This is a genomic window from Tateyamaria pelophila, assembly GCF_019966495.1.
In the GTDB taxonomy this organism is placed as follows: Bacteria; Pseudomonadota; Alphaproteobacteria; order Rhodobacterales; family Rhodobacteraceae; genus Tateyamaria; species Tateyamaria pelophila.
This window is the reverse complement of sequence record NZ_JAIMIA010000036.1, coordinates 12,108-28,374: the sequence shown is the minus strand read 5'-3', so window position 1 is coordinate 28,374 and position 16,267 is coordinate 12,108. Positions and strand designations below refer to the sequence as shown.

The following is a 16,267-nucleotide window of genomic DNA, read 5'->3' as shown; positions in this document are numbered from 1 at the left end:
CAGCTCGGCCAAACGGGCATAAGTGCGCACCCGGCTTTGCGCTTAAATCTGTATTAATGCAGATCGTTACGGTCGGACCCGAACCAGTAACGGCAGCATCATGAACTCAAACGCCCGAACTTTGCCACGGTCCTCCGGACTGTTTGCGGCAAATCGTAAATGCACGTCATGGCTCACTCCGAAGAACATCGAGGTGCAGAGCCAATCCGGGTTTGGCACTCTCATACATTCGAAAATCCTGCTACAATTGAGCGCTCTTCTATACGAACGCTTTAATTCGCAACGACGACGTTGGCTTAACAGGCGCAAGGTTTGAAACGCTGAAGGCAGTGGAAACTGACGCAGTTTCCGGCCGTTTTCCGGGCCGGAAAACGGAAACTAGCACTGCGCGCCGAACACCATCACCCAACGATTTCCCTGCGCGCGCGCGAAACCCATGGCCTCTGCCTTGCGGCTCAGGATGTTTTTGCGATGCCCGCTCGAATTCATCCATGCCACCATAGCACGTGACAAATTCGGCTGCCCAACCGCAATGTTTTCAGCTCCAAAGCAGTATTTGTAGCCCGCACGTTTCAGACGCTTCGCAAGGGTCGAGCCGTCGGATCCGGTGTGACTCATGAAATTGCGCGCTGCCATGTCACGCGCATGGGCAAGCGCTGCGGCTTCAAGGCGGTCATCATAGACGAGCGCCGCACGCCCCTTTGCGCTGCGTTCCGCATTCACTGCCGCAAGCGCATTTGCATCTGCCGCAGCTATCCCCGCCAACATCAATAGAATAGTGCTCAGAAAGATAGTCCGCATTACGTTCCTTCACTCAATTGCCGCGCGAGCACGGACTGACGCTCCATAGCAGCGCCGAGGTCAAATGTCGTCATTTGCCCATCCCGCACCACCTGTCGCCCTTCGACAAAAAGATCACGCACGGTAGTGGGCCCAGACAACAACAACGCGGCAGGATCCCAGCTGCCTGCCGCCTCTATGCCCGAGACGTCCCATATTGCAATATCGGCGCGGGATCCGAGAGAAATCCTGCCACAATCCGGCCGACCAAGCACATTTGCGCCACCGCGAGTCGCAATCTCCAAAGCTTCACGGACGCTCATAGCATCCGCACCGTTAACAACCCGTTGCAAGAGCATGGCCTGGCGCGCTTCGGCCACCAGATTGCTGGCATCATTGCTTGCCGACCCGTCGACGCCAATAGATACCGGAACACCTGCGTCACGCATCGCCCGAACCGGTGCGATGCCCGACCCAAGACGGCAGTTTGAACAGGGGCAATGCGCGACACCCGTACCGGTTTCCGCGAAAAGAGCAATTTCAGTGGCATCCAGTTTCACACAGTGCGCATGCCAGACATCCGGACCTGTCCAGCCGAGATCCTGCGCATACTGGCCCGGGCGACAGCCGAACTTCTCCAACGAGTATGCGATATCTTCATCATTTTCCGCCAGATGCGTATGCATCATGACGCCCTTTTCTCGGGCCAGCACTGCGGCATCTCGCATCAAGTCCCGACTGACCGAAAAAGGCGAGCACGGCGCCACACCGACACGGCACATCGCACCGGGTGCGGGGTCGTGAAAGGCGTCGATGACCCGGATGCAGTCCTCCAATATGGCAGCTTCGGATTCGACCAGGCTGTCGGGTGGCAATCCCCCATCGCTTTCGCCAATGCTCATCGCTCCGCGGGTAGGATGAAACCGCAGCCCCACGATGTCGGCGGCGTGGATGGTGTCTTCGAGACGACTCCCGTTTGGGTAGAGATACAAGTGGTCCGAACTCAGGGTACATCCCGAGAGCGCAAGCTCCGCCAGTCCGATCTGGGCCGAAACAGACATGTGCTCGGGCGTGAACCGCGCCCAGATCGGATAGAGCGTTTGCAGCCATCCGAACAACAGCGCGTCCTGTGCGGCGGGTACCGCTCGCGTCAGAGTTTGATAGAGATGATGATGCGTATTCACGAGACCGGGCGTCACCACACAGCCCTGCGCCAGAACCGTTTCACCAACAGTCGTCAATCCAGGTCCGATATCCGCAATCACGCCATTCCGTATCAGGATATCCGCATGTTCCAACTCCCGGCGGTCATCGTCCATCGTCACGACATGTGACGCGTTCTTGATCAGCCACTCTGTCATGCTGTCTCCCTCAGAATATCAAGCGCCGCCCGGTGAATCTCAAGATTGGCGGCGGCCAGCACACGCCCTCCTTGATGGACGGGTTTCCCATCCCAGTCGGTGACCACGCCACCGGCGGCTTCAATCAACGCAATCGGGGCCTGAATGTCATAGCTGTTCAAACCTGCCTCGATCACGAGATCAACCTGACCTGCCGCAACCAGCGCATAGGCATAGCAATCCATACCGTAGCGCACCAACTGCACCTTGGCGGCCACGGCCTCGAACCCTGCACGATCCTGAGCAGCCCCGACTTCCGGGAAGGTTGTGAACAGGGTCGCGGCGGACAAGGCACGCGGCGGGCGGGTGCGAATGGGGCCAGATCCGTGTGGGCCAACCAAATGGGCCGCACCGGCGCTACCCACGAACCGCTCGCCGATATAGGGCTGGTCAATGATCCCCAGGATCGGACCGCTATCCGGCCCGACTGCGATCAGAACGCCCCAGGTCGGTGTCCCGGACACAAAGCCGCGCGTGCCATCGATCGGGTCAAGCACCCATGTCAGACCGCTGGACCCTTCGGTCGCGCCGAACTCTTCTCCGACGATTGCATCCTGAGGCCGCCGCCGGGCCAAAACAGCGCGCATCGCCTGTTCGGCCGCGCGATCCGCAACCGTGACGGGGTCGTACCCATCCGCCAGTTTATTGTCTGCCACGAGATCAGTGCGGCGGAAATGCGGCAAGATTGCCGCACGCGCGGCATCTGCCATCGCGTTGGCTACGTCCGTCAGCTCATCAATTTCATATGTCATCACACCGAGGTGCCAGAGGAGGCCGGATGGCGCAAGCCCCGCCCCTCTCGGACTCAGGCGACGTCGCTCAGGACACGGGCCAGCTCAAACAACCGCCGGCGTTGATTTTCGGGAATTGCGTAGTAGCTGCGGACAAGGTCCATTGCTTCCTTGTCTCCGAGCATATCAGGTGGCGCCTGTGTTCCGCCATCAGCCGCGACGTGACCCGCCCCGTCGTTCAAACCCTCGAAAAAGAAAGACACAGGAACACCCATCGCTTCCCCGATGTCCCAAAGCCGGGACGCACTTACGCGATTGGCCCCGGTCTCATATTTCTGGATCTGCTGAAACTTGATGCCAACCATATCAGCCAGTTTTTGCTGGGTCATACCAATGAGCCAGCGCCGTTGACGGATACGTTTTCCCACATGAGTGTCCACGATATGTGCCATCTAAATTCTCAACTCTCTCAAATACATGGCTCACTCAAGAGCCTTTTACACCGAATTCAAACGCTGCCAAAATAAACAGTCGATCCGGAAGTCACCCGACGTTGCAGCCCTCAAACCATATTTCGATCGTTTTTTAAAAACAACGCAATCCGACCGAGGCAGACATGTGCGGTGGGTCTGCTGCCATAAAAAGTGCGCGTCCGATCAAAAAATGCGTCGACGATCCAACTGAGAAATTGAAGTATCACAATCCCCCACACGAATGACAGTATACATTCTGTATTTGCAATCAATAGCTTAGTCACTCGACGATTCATTCAATTTTTGGTTGAACATCCCGTAAGTAGCGAAAATCCCTGTGTTTTCGGCAGTTCTTGGCCAAACGCGAAAATCCGCCGATCGCGCGGAAATCGGCCCAATGCCCCGCGCATTTCACGCTGCTCCCTGCCTTTACCGCATGCAGTCGTGCCGAGTCGCTCGAGCCAAACGCGCCAAGTCACAACCAAACGATTGCGTTGTACACATGTTATGTGGCCGCCCCGATACAGGCCAGTCCGCTGTGGCGGCAGTTGTGGCAAAATCCTGTCGTGATTGATTTGGTCAAGAAATGGCGGTTCGGCTTCCTCAAGCAGCGTGAGGACATTCGGACCAGCATCGACCTGCGCGCCAGTCGCCCGGTCGCTGTCAGTGTCGACGACGCCATCCGAAGCGCCTAAACCAGCAAATGGTTCCCTGACGCTGTCCGCGCAATGGACAGTCCCGCACCGATCGAAGGGGCCGAGCCGGAATGTCTGTGCAAAGCGCTTGATCAACATGCATTCACCCCTCAGGCCAATGCACGCGAAGGGGTGAAATCGATCTGCCAAGTGCCTGTAAACTCACGTTCAGCAAGAGAAACCTGTGGCCGGTACGGATAGATTTCATAATTTATGACAAAAAGCGTCGGATTCTTTGGTCGGATCGGCGTGTCAATGGTGAAAAACCCTTGAAAGGGAGCCCTTCTGACACGATATTAGCGCATGAGCGGGCGGAAATCCGCGACCGTCAGGACAAACCTGTCGGGCATAATGTATCAATTTGGAGGTCAACAATGGCTGAGTTGAATACGATCCGGTCGGCGGCCGGAACACGCGCCGCCCAGATCGACGTAGGGCTGCGCGCCCATATGAATAAAGTGTACGGCACCATGTCTGTCGGCATGCTTATCACCGCTGCTGCGGCGTGGGCTATCGCGGGGCTTGCGGTCACATCCGATCCGGCAGGCGCAACCATAGCGCTTCGTGAGGGCCAATACCTGACGGGCTTGGGCACGCTTCTCTTTGCGACACCGCTAAAATGGGTCGTCATGTTTGCACCACTGGCCTTCATTCTGTTTGGCTGGGGCGCGTTGATGCGTCGTGGCTCGGCGGCTGCTGTGCAATTGGGCTTCTTCATCTTCGCGGCCGTCATGGGCGTGTCGATGAGCTCGATCTTTCTGGTGTTCACACCCTACTCGATTACCCAGACGTTCCTTGTCACCGCAATCGCCTTTGCGGGTCTGAGCCTTTACGGTTACACGACCAAGAAAGACCTGAGCGGCATGGGCACATTCCTGATGATGGGTGTCATCGGTCTGATCGTCGCGATGATCATCAACATCTTCCTGCAGTCCCCTGCGATGATGTTCGCGATCTCCGCTCTGGGCGTTCTGATCTTCGCGGGTCTGACGGCGTTCTACACGCAAGAAATCAAAAACACCTATGTGGCGCATGCGGCGCACGGTGATCAGGAATGGTTGGACAAAGCGGCAATTGACGGTGCTTTGAGCCTCTACATTGCCTTCCTGAACATGTTCCAATTCCTGCTGATGTTCATGGGTCAGCAAGAGTAGCACGCCTTGGTATAAGCTGCTCGAAAGGGGCCGGTCATTGCGACCGGCCCCTTTTCGTTCCCGTGCAGGAGGATACTGAATGACAGTCATAAAAAAGGGCAGCGCCAAAATAGATAGCGGCGGTCAGAACAGCGCGCTCGGTCCCTATCGGGCAGAGTTGATCAGTGACAGCGCCGGTCTGACGCAGTTCGGCGCTTTTGTCGAAGAACTGCCACCCGGCTCGTTTTCCTCCCATGCACATTGGCACGCAAATGAAGACGAAATGGTGTTAATCCTGTCCGGCTCCGCAACACTCATTGAGGACCGGATCGAGACAACGCTTTATCCCGGAGACGCTGCGTGCTGGAAAGCCGGAGAGCCCCAAAGTCATTGCATGGAAAACCGCAGCCGGGAGCCAGTTCGATATATGGTGATCGGGACGCGCGCGCCTGCCGACCAAGTCACCTACCCAGACATGGACCGGGTTCTCCACTTTGACCGAGACACCCAAGCGCGGCGCTACACGACACTCGCAGGCGCACCCGCAAACGCGCCGGGAACAAACGAATGAACGATGTGTGACCTGACAGTAAGGCGCACCCTCGGTGCGCCCTGACCTCCCAGAGCAAACAGGTCATCTGTATCGACGGAAATGCCACCTTTAACGGCGACATCCATCGGCGCAATCGTCTCGAAGCCCACCGCATGATAAGACGGCTCTGCCATTCGGATCGCCCAGCTTTTCATACACGCATTCCAGCCGCGCGGACCTTGCCAAACCAGTGAAACAGCAACGCCCCCCGACACCGGGGATGCAACGCGCGATAATCTGTTGCTTCGTGACGGATTTGCTCTGCATGCGGTCTTTGCGGTCATGCTCCAACGACCGACCCTAAAGATGACACCATCCAATAAAACCGACGCAATTGGTGCCGCCCCCAAAAACGCAGACTGTGCCCGGCTGATGATAAGCAAGCCAGTGACAAGCAAGGTCCCCGGATAATTCACCTTGCGCAGATTTGGGCACGTTCGGAGCAGCACCCTGTCGACCGCTGCCAGGTCCGCCATGGTCGACGTGCGATTTTGATTTACACGGCTTCCATGAACCGACGCACCTGAACGCGTGTTGTCAGATGGTGGATCGACACCTGCTCCGGCGCATCTGCAACCAGCGCGGCGAGGCGGTTTGGGCCCGTGCGCCGCGTGTCCCAGATCCAACGGTAGAAGGCCCAGGTCTCGCTGTGGATACCCTCTACGCAGCCTTCGGCCATATCGGGGCGGCGCTGCCCATAGTTCTCGACGAGGCGTCGTGTCACGCGCCACAGTCGCAACCCGACAGGTAAGTCCAGCCAAATCAGGGTATCGGCACGCGACAGACGGTTTGCATATGTGGTCGAAAACCCACCTTCGAAAATCCAGGTGTCACGCGCCTCGATCTCAAGGGCCATCGCGCGACGAGCCGCTCTCAGGCGAGGATCCCAGCCCGGCCGCCAGTGAATATGATCCATGTGATAAACCGGCAAGCCCATCCGCCTGCCCAGCGCGCGCGCCAGTGTGCTCTTGCCCGAGCCTGATCCGCCAACAATCATCACCCGACGCATGTGACACCTCTGCATGCCAAGTCTGGTCTCCGAACGACAAAAGCCGCGTCCTTGCGGCGCGGCCTTTGAAATACAAAAATGGCAGGCGATCTTACTTGATCTTGCCTTCCTTGTACTCAACATGTTTGCGCACAACGGGGTCATACTTCTTGATTGACATTTTTTCAGTCATCGTCCGCGCGTTCTTTTTGGTCACATAAAAGTGGCCGGTGCCTGCGGTCGAGTTCAGGCGAATTTTGATCGTGGTTGGCTTGGCCATCTGAGTTCTCCTCGGGGCACGCACGCGTGCAAAAGTGTCAGACTCGGCTTCTATCGGTTGTGTATTCGGAGTCAACGCGCTTTTTTCAAATGACCGCATCCAAAGCTGAAAAAGACCGGCAAAACTGACTTTTTTGCGTCAAATTGATAAGGTCAGGGTCTTTGATACGTATATTGGGAAGACATCTTTAGGAAAACTTCTCTGATTTACGGCATCGTGTTTAAGGTCACATTCGCCACGTCGCGTCCTGCTGTTGCGGAGGGCTTTTAACCGATAACAACTTAGGCTGCATTCCCGGAACAGGTCGGCGGCAAGAAACTGATGTTTGGTGACGATCATGTCACAGCGCGCGGCAAACCTGCGAACCAGATGGCAAAGTGTTTCGCATCACCTGCCACGGGACACGGGAAAAGCTTATGAATTCACCCTGACCCTGGCATAGACACGCGCGGAGAGGCTATAAGCCGGATTCTGTCATAGGCGGATCGCTCCGCCCGAGATGACCATTCCTCTCGGGATGCTGTTACCAACACCCCTCTAGCTGCCAACCCGGACCTGCTGAGGCAAAAGCAGCCCCGCCGGTTGCCCGGCACGCGGTCCCTATTTGGCATTGCTCCCGGTGGGGCTTGCCATGCCCGGTCTGTTACCAGCCCGGCGGTGGGCTCTTACTCCACCGTTTCACCCTTACCCCAGCACCCGTAGCACGGGCGCGAAAGGCGGTTTCTTTTCTGTGGCGCTTTCCGTCGGGTTGCCCCGCCCGGGCGTTACCCGGCACCGTTGCTTTCTGGAGTCCGGACTTTCCTCTCTGTCAGGTTGCCCTGCCAAAGCGGCCATCCACCGCTCCGCGCGTGGCTCGCCTTACGGCGTGAACAGGGGGCGCGTCAATGGGCCGTCGTACCTGCAGAGGGTTCGGGAGCCTCCGGCGGGAGTTTAACTGGCAAGATGAAGGGGGATCGTCTATGTGCGGGCGCCATCGCTCAACGGGGTAAAGTCGGCAGCTTCCAAAGGACCGGACGCGTTCTGCCGATATCTCAGGCGGACAGCGGCAAGCAAGTCATTGTCACCGACATCGGCTGTGTACCCACACGCCCGCGCCATCTTGCGAAAGAGGGCCGCATCGGGGACGTGTGGTGGCAATGTCTTTCCTGATGGCGCGGCGAGCCCTTTTGTTTCCAATCGCGCCCAATCGAAAAAGGCGCCCGGGTCACATTTTCGACCCGGTGCCATGTCAGAATGACCGATGACATTTTGCGGCGGGATATCCCATGCCGCGAGCATTCTGGCCAACAATGTTTCGAGGCTTTTCATCAGCGCTGGCGTAAAGGGGCCCTGCCCGTCATTGTCCAACTCGATCCCGATGGACCGTGAATTCATGTCTTGCAGCCCGTGCCACTCGCCAGCACCCGCATGCCACGACCGTAGCCCTTCGCCGACGAGTTGGATGATCCGCCCGGATTTACAAATGACATAATGGGCGGATACTTCGGCTTTGGGATCGCAAAGCCGGTCAATCGCGGCCTCGGCGGAGGCCATTGCCGTATAGTGCAGAACCACGTAACGCGGCACCAGCCCGTTCCGGCGAACCCCGCAATTGGGCGACGCAAACTGGTGCACCGCAACCATCCGCGGATCAGCCGCCGGAGTTCGGGCGGAATGGGGCCGGATCCCAGTCGCAGGCATATCCATCGCCATCCGGGTCAAGACCGCGCCGATCGCGCTCCGGCCCGCCACGCGCGAGGAAGTCGATCTGTGCCTCGTCTGCCGAAGCATATCGCGCGCAACTGCGCATCAGACCGGAGACCGATGCGATGTTGAGGCGTTGGTAAACTTTGGTTCCCTTGGGATGGTTTGTCTGCAACGCATATTGAACCACGTTTGGTTGCGCGTCGCCCGATCGTTGAGGCAGGTCCGTTGGTTGCACGATCTGATATTGCGCGCGATTGGACTGAACGCGGGCGGCGTCACTGGCAATGGTTTCGCGCCCCGACACGGCATCAAAGCTGTTTTCATCCGAGATGGCGGGATTGCTCTGGAACACAGGCGCCGCGTTGGAGGGGCTCGCATTCACAACCGCAACGCCGGAATTCGTTCCGGCTGCCAGTTCTGCGTCGAGGCTCTGAGGATCATAGACGGCGCGTGCGCTGCGCTGGGTGGGTTGTGGAACAGGCGTTCTGAGCGCCGACAAGGGTTCACCGGATACCGCTGGTGCATTCGGGACAACGGTGGAGGTCGCCAACTGTGCGTCCCGCGCCTGTCGGGCCGCCAGCGTCGAGGGGTCATCAAATCCGACGCCTCTCCCACTGTCATAGGCACCTGCCCCGCTGTCGGGCACCGCAGGTTGGCACGCTGCCAGACCGGCTACCGCACCCATCATCATAAACTTGCGAATACTCATTTCTGCTCTGCCATTGTCAGGTCTGATCGAGGACGTTTTACCACCATTTTTGTGGCTTGGCCACAAACCCCGCCCGGGCTTCAAGCGCATAAGCGGTGTTCAGCAAATCACCCTCTTCCCAAGGTCGGCCGATCAGCTGGAGCCCGAGGGGCAGCCCTTGACCATCCATGCCCGCAGGCACCGCGATACCCGGCAGGCCCGCCATGTTCACAGTCACCGTGAACACGTCGTTGAGGTACATTTGTACAGGATCATCCGACGCCTCGCCCAACCCAAACGCGGCAGACGGCGTTGCAGGCGTCAGGATCGCATCGATGCCCGTGGCAAACACGTTCTCGAAGTCGCGCTTGATCAGGGTGCGGACCTTGCGCGCCCGGTTGTAGTAGGCGTCGTAGAACCCGGCCGACAGAACATAGGTCCCGATCATCACTCGGCGCTGGACTTCGGCTCCGAACCCTTCGGCACGGGTCTTTTCATACATCTCTGTGATGCCATCGCCATGATCCAGCTTGGCCCGGTGCCCGTACCGCACGCCGTCATAGCGCGCGAGGTTCGAAGACGCCTCCGCCGGCGCAATCACGTAATAGGCGGGCAGCGCGTATTGCGTATGGGGCAGAGAGATGTCGACAATCTCGGCCCCGGCATCGCGCAACATCGCCGCGCCGTCGGCCCACAGCGTTTCAATCTCCGTCGGCATACCGTCCATGCGGTATTCCTTGGGGATGCCGATTTTCTTGCCCTTGATATCCCCCGTCAGCATTGCTTCGAAATTCGGCACGGGAAGATCCGCACTGGTGCTGTCTTTCGGGTCATGCCCACACATCGCCTCGAGCATGATCGCTGCATCGCGCACCGACTTGGTCATCGGCCCGGCCTGGTCGAGGGACGAGGCAAAGGCCACGACACCCCAGCGCGAACAACGCCCGTAGGTCGGTTTGATCCCGGTAATGCCCGTGAACGCCGCAGGCTGCCGGATCGAGCCGCCGGTATCGGTGCCGGTGGCGGCCAGACACAGGTCGGCAGCGACAGCAGACGCAGAGCCGCCCGACGATCCGCCCGGTGTCAGTTCAGCCGTATCATTGCCGCGACGCCATGGGTTGACCGCATTGCCATAAACCGATGTTTCGTTGGACGAACCCATGGCGAATTCATCCATGTTCAGCTTGCCCAGCATCACCGCGCCTGCGTCCAGAAGGTTCTGGCTGACGGTGGATTCGTATTCCGGCAAGAAGCCCTCCAGGATTCGCGATCCTGCCTGACTTGGGACCCCCTTGGTACAGAACAGGTCCTTGATTCCGATGGGCAAACCGCACATGGCAGGGGCATCGCCCGCAGCGATCCGCGCGTCAGCCGCAGCCGCCTGTGCACGCGCGATATCAGGTGTATCGTGGACAAAGGCGTTCAGCGCACCTGCGCCCTCGATCTCGGCCAGACAGGCCTCGGTCAGCTCAACAGATGTCACATCGCCCACGCGTAGCGCATCACGCGCCTCGGCCAGACCCAGTTTGTTCAATTCACCCATTATTCAACCACCTTCGGCACGGCAAAAAATCCTTCGCGCGCATCGGGCGCATTGGCCAGCACGCGCTCTTGCTGATCTCCGTCGGTCACAACGTCGGCTCGGCGCTTGAGGCGCTGCGGCGTCACAGATGTCATCGGCTCAACGCCTTCCACATCCACTTCGCTCAACTGTTCGATAAAGCCGAGGATCGTGTTGAACTCAGCCGCAAGCGCGGGAAGCGCCTCGGGTTCGACCTTGATCCGGGCCAGTTTCGCCACGCGGGCGGCGGTGCTTTCATCGATGGACATGAGGAACCTCAATTTACGTCTCTTGGGGCTTTAGCGCGCGTATCGCGCACCTTCAAGCCTCCGCCCTTGCAGGCACGCGGTCTTTGGCACAGATTTGACCAAACAAAGGGACAAAGCCATGAAGCTGACACTACACCATGTGAACCTGGTCACGGACAACGTGGCGCGGATGGAAAGGTTTTATCGCGACGTTCTGGGGTTAGAGACAGAAACCGAAGGATTGCCGACGCTGGAGAAGAAGCAGGGCTACGCGGGCGACGTGGCCTTTGTCACCGATGGCGCGATCCAGACGCATCTGGCCCAAAAAGATCCTCTGGCCGGGTTCAACTCCGGACAGTTGGTCAATCCCGTCAGTCATGGCCATATCGCCTACCGCACCGATGATCTCGCCGCGTTCATTGCGCATCTTGAGGCACAGGGCATCGCCTATGCCGATTGGGGCAACCGTGCGGTAGCAGGCTGGCACCAGATCTTTTTTACGATCCCGAAGGCAACGTGATCGAGGTACATCAGGTCTCCGACACCTGACAGCGATACCCACTGATCGGTCTTCGCGGCATCACAGCGTTCAGAACAGAGCAAACCGAACGCAACCAAGGCCGCCAAGCTGACCGGCGCCCGAGCCCAACCCCTATGCGAGAGCTAACGGCCTTACGCCACAGGTCCGTGTTTCTCTGTTCCTAAAAAATCCCCGCCGGAGGCTCCCATAGCACGCAAACCGCGCTAAGGTCGGACAAAATGAGGAGCAAACGCAATGAACATCATCTGGCTCGGCCATGGCAGCTTTCGCATCGAACTCGCAGATCAGGTTTTGCTGGTCGATCCGTGGATCAACGGCAACCCGATGCTGCCCGAAGATCAGGTGGCCAACGCCATCGCGGATGCCACCCAGATCCTCGTCACCCACGGGCACTTCGATCACACGACCGATGTGGTCCAACTCAGCCGCGACAAGGACCTCCCGGTTTCGGCCATTTTTGAGCTATCGGCGCACCTCACATCCCTCGGCGCGGTCGAAGGCAACGGCTTCAACATGGGCGGTACAATCCAGCTTGGCGATGTGAGCGTCACCATGGTCCCGGCAAGCCATTCGTCCTCGATGGCCGTGGACGGACGCGGCGTCTACATGGGGCAAGAAGCCGGGTTCATCCTCAAGGGTGAAGGCAAAACGATCTACCTGTCTGGCGATACCGGGATCATGGCGGATATGGACTGGATCGGGGACTACCACAAACCGACCATTGGCATCCTGTCCGCCGGCGGACACTACACCATGGACATGGCCGGGGCGGCCTATGCCGCGAAACGGTATTTCAATTTCGACACCTTGATTCCCTGCCACTACCGGACCTTTCCGCTGCTCGAACAGGACGCGGCGGCGCTCAAATCGGGCCTGCCGGGTGTCAACGTGATTGAACCGCAGGTCATGCAACCGATCGTACTGTGATCAACATGACCCGGTGGCCCACATCGCCAAGCGCTGCGCATCCACGATACCCCAGCCTGGAGGGGCCCACATGACCGACCCTTTCACACCGTCACCCGAGCTGGCCGCCATCGCAAGGCGCTGGTTGAAAACCTATGCCGGACGGAACTCCGAAGCCATTGTCAAACTGTTCTCCCACTCGGACAGCGTCACCTATATCGGATCCGACGAGGGCGAAATTTTTACCGGCAACGACGTGCGCGAGATGTTCGGAGCCTTCACCGAGCATCAGGTCGTTCTTGAACTCGAAGACATGGAAGCCAGCGGGTTCGAGGCCGGTCCGGTCGGATGGGCCTATGCCACCTTCACCGTCTATTCGCCGGACGCCGACATGCGCGTTCGGTTTCGCAGCACCCTTGTCTTTTCGCTGGAAAATGCCGTCTGGCGCGTGGTCCATGTGCACAATTCCAATCCCAAGCCCAATATGGAATCGATGGGCTACACCTCTCCCAATCTCGAAAAGCTCGCCGCCGCCGTGCACAGCGCCGGGGTCGATCTGGGCCGCACGGGTATCGCGTCCGTCATGTTCACCGATATCGTCGACAGCACCGCACTGGCCGCGGCCACAGGCGACGCAAAGTGGAGCCGGATCGTCACCGATCACGTGGCAAGCCTCACCGAATGCGTGACCGGTTTGGGCGGGACCTTTGTCAAATCCCTTGGCGATGGCACTTTGTCCACCTTCGCCTCGGCCAGTTCGGCCATGCAGGCGGCGCAAACCATCATGACACGCATGGCGGCCTCCAAATCCGAGCCGCATTTACAGCTGCGCATCGGCATCCATACCGGCGACGTGGTTGAGGCCAACGGCGATTTTCTGGGCAGCGTTGTCAACAAGGCCGCCCGCGTGGCCGCCTTCGCCGCACCGAACGAAACCCGTGTCTCCGACGCCACCCGCGCAATGATCGGCGGATCCAGCGATTTCGCTTTTACCGACGCCGTCAGCGTGACCCTCAAGGGACTGGAAGGCGAACACGTTCTTTACCGTTTGGCCTGGGCGGAATGAGCGGCAAGAATCCCGAGCGTGAAGCGATTCTCAGCCTGTAGATCGAGCCAACAGGAAACGGCAATGGCAGAACCATTCGCAATCACCTCAGCCCTGACGCCACTGCACTCTATTGTGGAACCGGGCCCGAGGCGTTGATCAGCGCAGAGGCGCTGCAATATGGCATTTTTGCGCATATTGAGGAAATCGACGGTGCGCGTCTCGAACCGTAATCCTTTCATTCCCGGGCTTGGGACCATACCGGTTGGGCGATCACGGGATGTAAAGTGACGCGCCCCGACACTGTCAACGCGCCTTGGTGGCGATTGCATGTCCCTTTCAGTCTCGAAGCCGGTGTGTGGAAAGCCCATCATATGTACGGCGCCTATACCACCGACTATCACGAGACCGTCATGGGGGAACATCACAGCGCGTTTCAGGCCCCGTTGACTGCAAAATTCAGCATAGACCTATAGTTGCGGCCTTGGATGGCCAACTGGGTTTTGCACATCAGATTAAGGTTGATCCTGACAGCCTCCGCAGTAGCCTTGAGGGGCGAAAGGGTGCGGTATGGTGGAAAAGGTTGTACACGGCGTCAACGTGGCGGCGTGTTGCGGGCAGTTGGTGACGCAAGCCGTGGACATCGCCTCGACCGGAGGGGTAGCGACGGCAATGAGCGCGACACTGTCTGCGCTCGCGCTCAGGCCGTCCGCACGCACCGATATGGAACGGGACTGCCTGACCGCCCTGACCAACCACCTTGAGGCGGCTGCTCTGCACCCCAACATCGAAAAACAAATCGTTCTGATGCTGGACAGCTTTCTACCCGGACGCACAGATTTTGCCAGCGGAGATATGAACGCTGCATCGGTCGCCGCCCATATGCGGAAAAGGGTGCAGGATGAAAGCAATGTGCCGGAATACCGCGAAACGGCCGTGCTGGACGCCTACGAGGCGCTGTTGAGGGCCACCCTCTCACCCTTGCTGCCGCCTAGAACACAGAGCGAGGCAAACGATGCCGAACTGCTTGCTCGATCAACGCAACACGATAACAAACTTTCCAAATTGATGGACATGGTGGAGGCCCAAGGCGCCGACACCCGCCTGCACGCCGCTGGCATTACACCGCAGGCCATCACGCAACTGGCCGCCCGCATCTCGGCCAAGACCGATGACCTCGGCCAAGCCTGGCGTGATCTGGAAAACGCGATGGAGATTGCGGTCAAGGTGCAGGCCGAAGGGCACATGCGCTCCAACCATGGTGATTTTGTCGATACGGTACTGGCGCGGGTGGCAGAGTTGTCGGCGACGGGGGATTACGCCAGCGCGAACGCGGCGATTGATGCGGCGCTGGAGGATGCAGAGGCGGCAAAGGCCCGGCTGCTGGAAAGCGGCGTGAACATTGCGAAACTGGCCGGAGACATCGAACGCGCCGCGCGTTTGCTGATTGCGCAGGCCGATCATGCGGCGGGTGGTCTGGCGACGTTTCAGGCTTTGCGGACCTTATGGAAAGAATACTACGAACGCGGACGGGACAGGGGCGTCACTCTGGACAGTGAACTCGCCATTGCTCTGGCCAACCACGTCCACAACCGCGCTACAACATCTGACGAGCGTGGCACGGCCCTGAACGATTTGGGCGCTGCGCTGCGAACCCTCGGGGAACGCGAAAGCGACACCGACAGGTTGGACGCTGCTGTCACAGCCTATGAAAACGCCCTGCTGCAATGGACACGTGACAGGGTGCCGCTGGACTGGGCCATGACACAGATGAACCTCGGCACTGCGCTGAAAACCCTCGGGGAACGCGAAAGCGGCACCGACAGGTTGGACGCCGCCGTCACCGCCTATGAAAACGCCCTGCTGGAACGGACCCGCGAAAAGGTCCCGCTGGATTGGGCCATGACACAGAATAACCTCGGCGCTGCGCTGCGAACTCTTGGGGAACGCGAAAGCGGCACCGACAGGCTGGACGCCGCCGTCACAGCCTTTGAAAACGCCCTGCTGGAATGGACCCGCGAAAAGGCCCCGCTGAACTGGGCCACGACACAGAATAACCTCGGCAATGCGCTGCAAACCCTCGGGGAACGCGAAAGCGGCCCAGACAGGTTGGACGCCGCCGTCACAGCCTATGAAAATGCTCTGCTGGAACGGACCCGCGAAAAGGTCCCACTGCAATGGGCCAGGACACAGAATAACCTCGGCGCTGTGCTGCAAACCCTCGGGGAGCGCGAAAGCGGCCCAGACAGGTTGGACGCCGCCGTCACAGCCTATGAAAACGCCCTGCTGGAACGGACCCGCGAAAAGGTCCCGCTGGACTGGGCCATGGTTCAAGGGAACTTGGCGAATGTTTCGATAGCGTTCTTTGGCAAGACCAAGGACGCGTCGCATCTGGAACAGGCGCGGGCCTACGTAAATGCAGCCCGCGAGGTATACGTTGACGCAGGTGCGGATCACTATATCGGGATAACAGACCGGATCCTGACAAAAATCGCAAACCGGGAAGCGACCCTTTGACCT

The 16,267-nt window shown here is 59.0% G+C and carries 17 protein-coding genes and 1 other RNA gene; 7 read left to right on the top strand and 11 right to left on the bottom strand.

Going from position 1 to position 16,267, the window contains the following annotated elements:
* Positions 1-378 precede the first annotated feature (378 nt).
* Genes LC354_RS12975 through LC354_RS12960 form a run of 4 tightly spaced genes read right to left on the bottom strand, consistent with a single transcriptional unit; the run spans position 379 to position 3,363 of the window.
* Positions 379-801, bottom strand: a complete 423-nt coding sequence (locus tag LC354_RS12975; RefSeq protein WP_223424451.1) for a CAP domain-containing protein — start codon at positions 799-801, stop codon at positions 379-381.
* Positions 801-2,141: an 8-oxoguanine deaminase gene (locus LC354_RS12970; RefSeq protein ID WP_223424448.1), complete on the bottom strand. Its 1,341-nt coding sequence runs from the start codon at positions 2,139-2,141 to the stop codon at positions 801-803. Before LC354_RS12970 ends, LC354_RS12975 begins: the two co-directional genes overlap by 1 nt.
* Positions 2,138-2,932 (bottom strand): histidinol-phosphatase, encoded by a 795-nt coding sequence (gene hisN, locus LC354_RS12965; protein ID WP_223424446.1) that lies wholly within the window; start codon positions 2,930-2,932, stop codon positions 2,138-2,140. The genes LC354_RS12970 and hisN overlap by 4 nt, the downstream gene beginning before the upstream one ends.
* A 53-nt stretch (positions 2,933-2,985) precedes the next feature.
* Positions 2,986-3,363 (bottom strand): helix-turn-helix domain-containing protein, encoded by a 378-nt coding sequence (locus LC354_RS12960; RefSeq protein WP_223424445.1) that lies wholly within the window; start codon positions 3,361-3,363, stop codon positions 2,986-2,988.
* Between the two features lie 515 nt (positions 3,364-3,878).
* Here LC354_RS12960 and LC354_RS12955 point away from each other — a divergent pair.
* The 3 genes from LC354_RS12955 to LC354_RS12945 all read left to right on the top strand — a co-directional run bounded on the left by LC354_RS12955 (position 3,879) and on the right by LC354_RS12945 (position 5,783).
* On the top strand, positions 3,879-4,079 hold the full coding sequence (locus LC354_RS12955) for a hypothetical protein (protein ID WP_223424443.1): 201 nt from the start codon (positions 3,879-3,881) through the stop codon (positions 4,077-4,079).
* A 374-nt stretch (positions 4,080-4,453) separates the two neighbouring features.
* A complete protein-coding gene (locus LC354_RS12950) occupies positions 4,454-5,233 on the top strand; it encodes a Bax inhibitor-1/YccA family protein (protein WP_223424441.1) in 780 nt (259 codons plus the stop codon).
* A gap of 79 nt (positions 5,234-5,312) precedes the next feature.
* The gene (locus tag LC354_RS12945; RefSeq protein ID WP_223424439.1) at positions 5,313-5,783 is read left to right on the top strand and encodes a cupin domain-containing protein; all 471 of its coding nucleotides are present in this window, start codon (positions 5,313-5,315) and stop codon (positions 5,781-5,783) included.
* A gap of 517 nt (positions 5,784-6,300) precedes the next feature.
* On the opposite strand, the gene LC354_RS12940 is transcribed toward LC354_RS12945, so the two are convergent.
* The 7 genes from LC354_RS12940 to gatC form a co-directional block, all read right to left on the bottom strand.
* The gene (locus LC354_RS12940; RefSeq protein WP_223424437.1) at positions 6,301-6,813 is read right to left on the bottom strand and encodes a P-loop NTPase family protein; all 513 of its coding nucleotides are present in this window, start codon (positions 6,811-6,813) and stop codon (positions 6,301-6,303) included.
* 91 nt (positions 6,814-6,904) lie between these two features.
* Entirely contained in the window at positions 6,905-7,072 is a 168-nt protein-coding gene (gene rpmG / locus LC354_RS12935) for a 50S ribosomal protein L33 (protein WP_089276079.1), read from the bottom strand.
* 444 nt (positions 7,073-7,516) lie between these two features.
* An RNA gene (rnpB, locus tag LC354_RS12930) (RNase P RNA component class A) lies at positions 7,517-7,918 on the bottom strand.
* Positions 7,919-8,029: 111 nt separating this feature from the next.
* Positions 8,030-8,695 carry an N-acetylmuramoyl-L-alanine amidase gene (locus LC354_RS12925; protein WP_399203518.1) on the bottom strand — a complete coding sequence of 222 codons (666 nt, stop codon included), beginning with the start codon at positions 8,693-8,695 and terminating at the stop codon, positions 8,030-8,032.
* A gap of 7 nt (positions 8,696-8,702) precedes the next feature.
* A complete protein-coding gene (locus tag LC354_RS12920) occupies positions 8,703-9,467 on the bottom strand; it encodes a hypothetical protein (RefSeq protein ID WP_223424433.1) in 765 nt (254 codons plus the stop codon).
* Between the two features lie 37 nt (positions 9,468-9,504).
* On the bottom strand, positions 9,505-10,989 hold the full coding sequence (gene gatA / locus LC354_RS12915; RefSeq protein WP_223424431.1) for an Asp-tRNA(Asn)/Glu-tRNA(Gln) amidotransferase subunit GatA: 1,485 nt from the start codon (positions 10,987-10,989) through the stop codon (positions 9,505-9,507).
* Positions 10,989-11,276, bottom strand: a complete 288-nt coding sequence (gatC, locus tag LC354_RS12910) for an Asp-tRNA(Asn)/Glu-tRNA(Gln) amidotransferase subunit GatC (RefSeq protein WP_223424429.1) — start codon at positions 11,274-11,276, stop codon at positions 10,989-10,991. The genes gatA and gatC overlap by 1 nt, the downstream gene beginning before the upstream one ends.
* A gap of 118 nt (positions 11,277-11,394) precedes the next feature.
* On the opposite strand from gatC, the gene LC354_RS12905 reads away from it, so the two are divergent.
* The 4 genes from LC354_RS12905 (at position 11,395) to LC354_RS12890 (ending at position 16,264) form a co-directional block, all read left to right on the top strand.
* Positions 11,395-11,775, top strand: a complete 381-nt coding sequence (locus tag LC354_RS12905; protein ID WP_223424427.1) for a VOC family protein — start codon at positions 11,395-11,397, stop codon at positions 11,773-11,775.
* Between the two features lie 255 nt (positions 11,776-12,030).
* Complete coding sequence (locus LC354_RS12900; protein WP_223424425.1) at positions 12,031-12,723, top strand: metal-dependent hydrolase; 693 nt, start codon at positions 12,031-12,033, stop codon at positions 12,721-12,723.
* Between the two features lie 70 nt (positions 12,724-12,793).
* Positions 12,794-13,768 carry an adenylate/guanylate cyclase domain-containing protein gene (locus LC354_RS12895; RefSeq protein WP_223424422.1) on the top strand — a complete coding sequence of 325 codons (975 nt, stop codon included), beginning with the start codon at positions 12,794-12,796 and terminating at the stop codon, positions 13,766-13,768.
* Between the two features lie 549 nt (positions 13,769-14,317).
* A complete protein-coding gene (locus LC354_RS12890; protein WP_223424419.1) occupies positions 14,318-16,264 on the top strand; it encodes a tetratricopeptide repeat protein in 1,947 nt (648 codons plus the stop codon).
* Positions 16,265-16,267 lie beyond the last annotated feature (3 nt).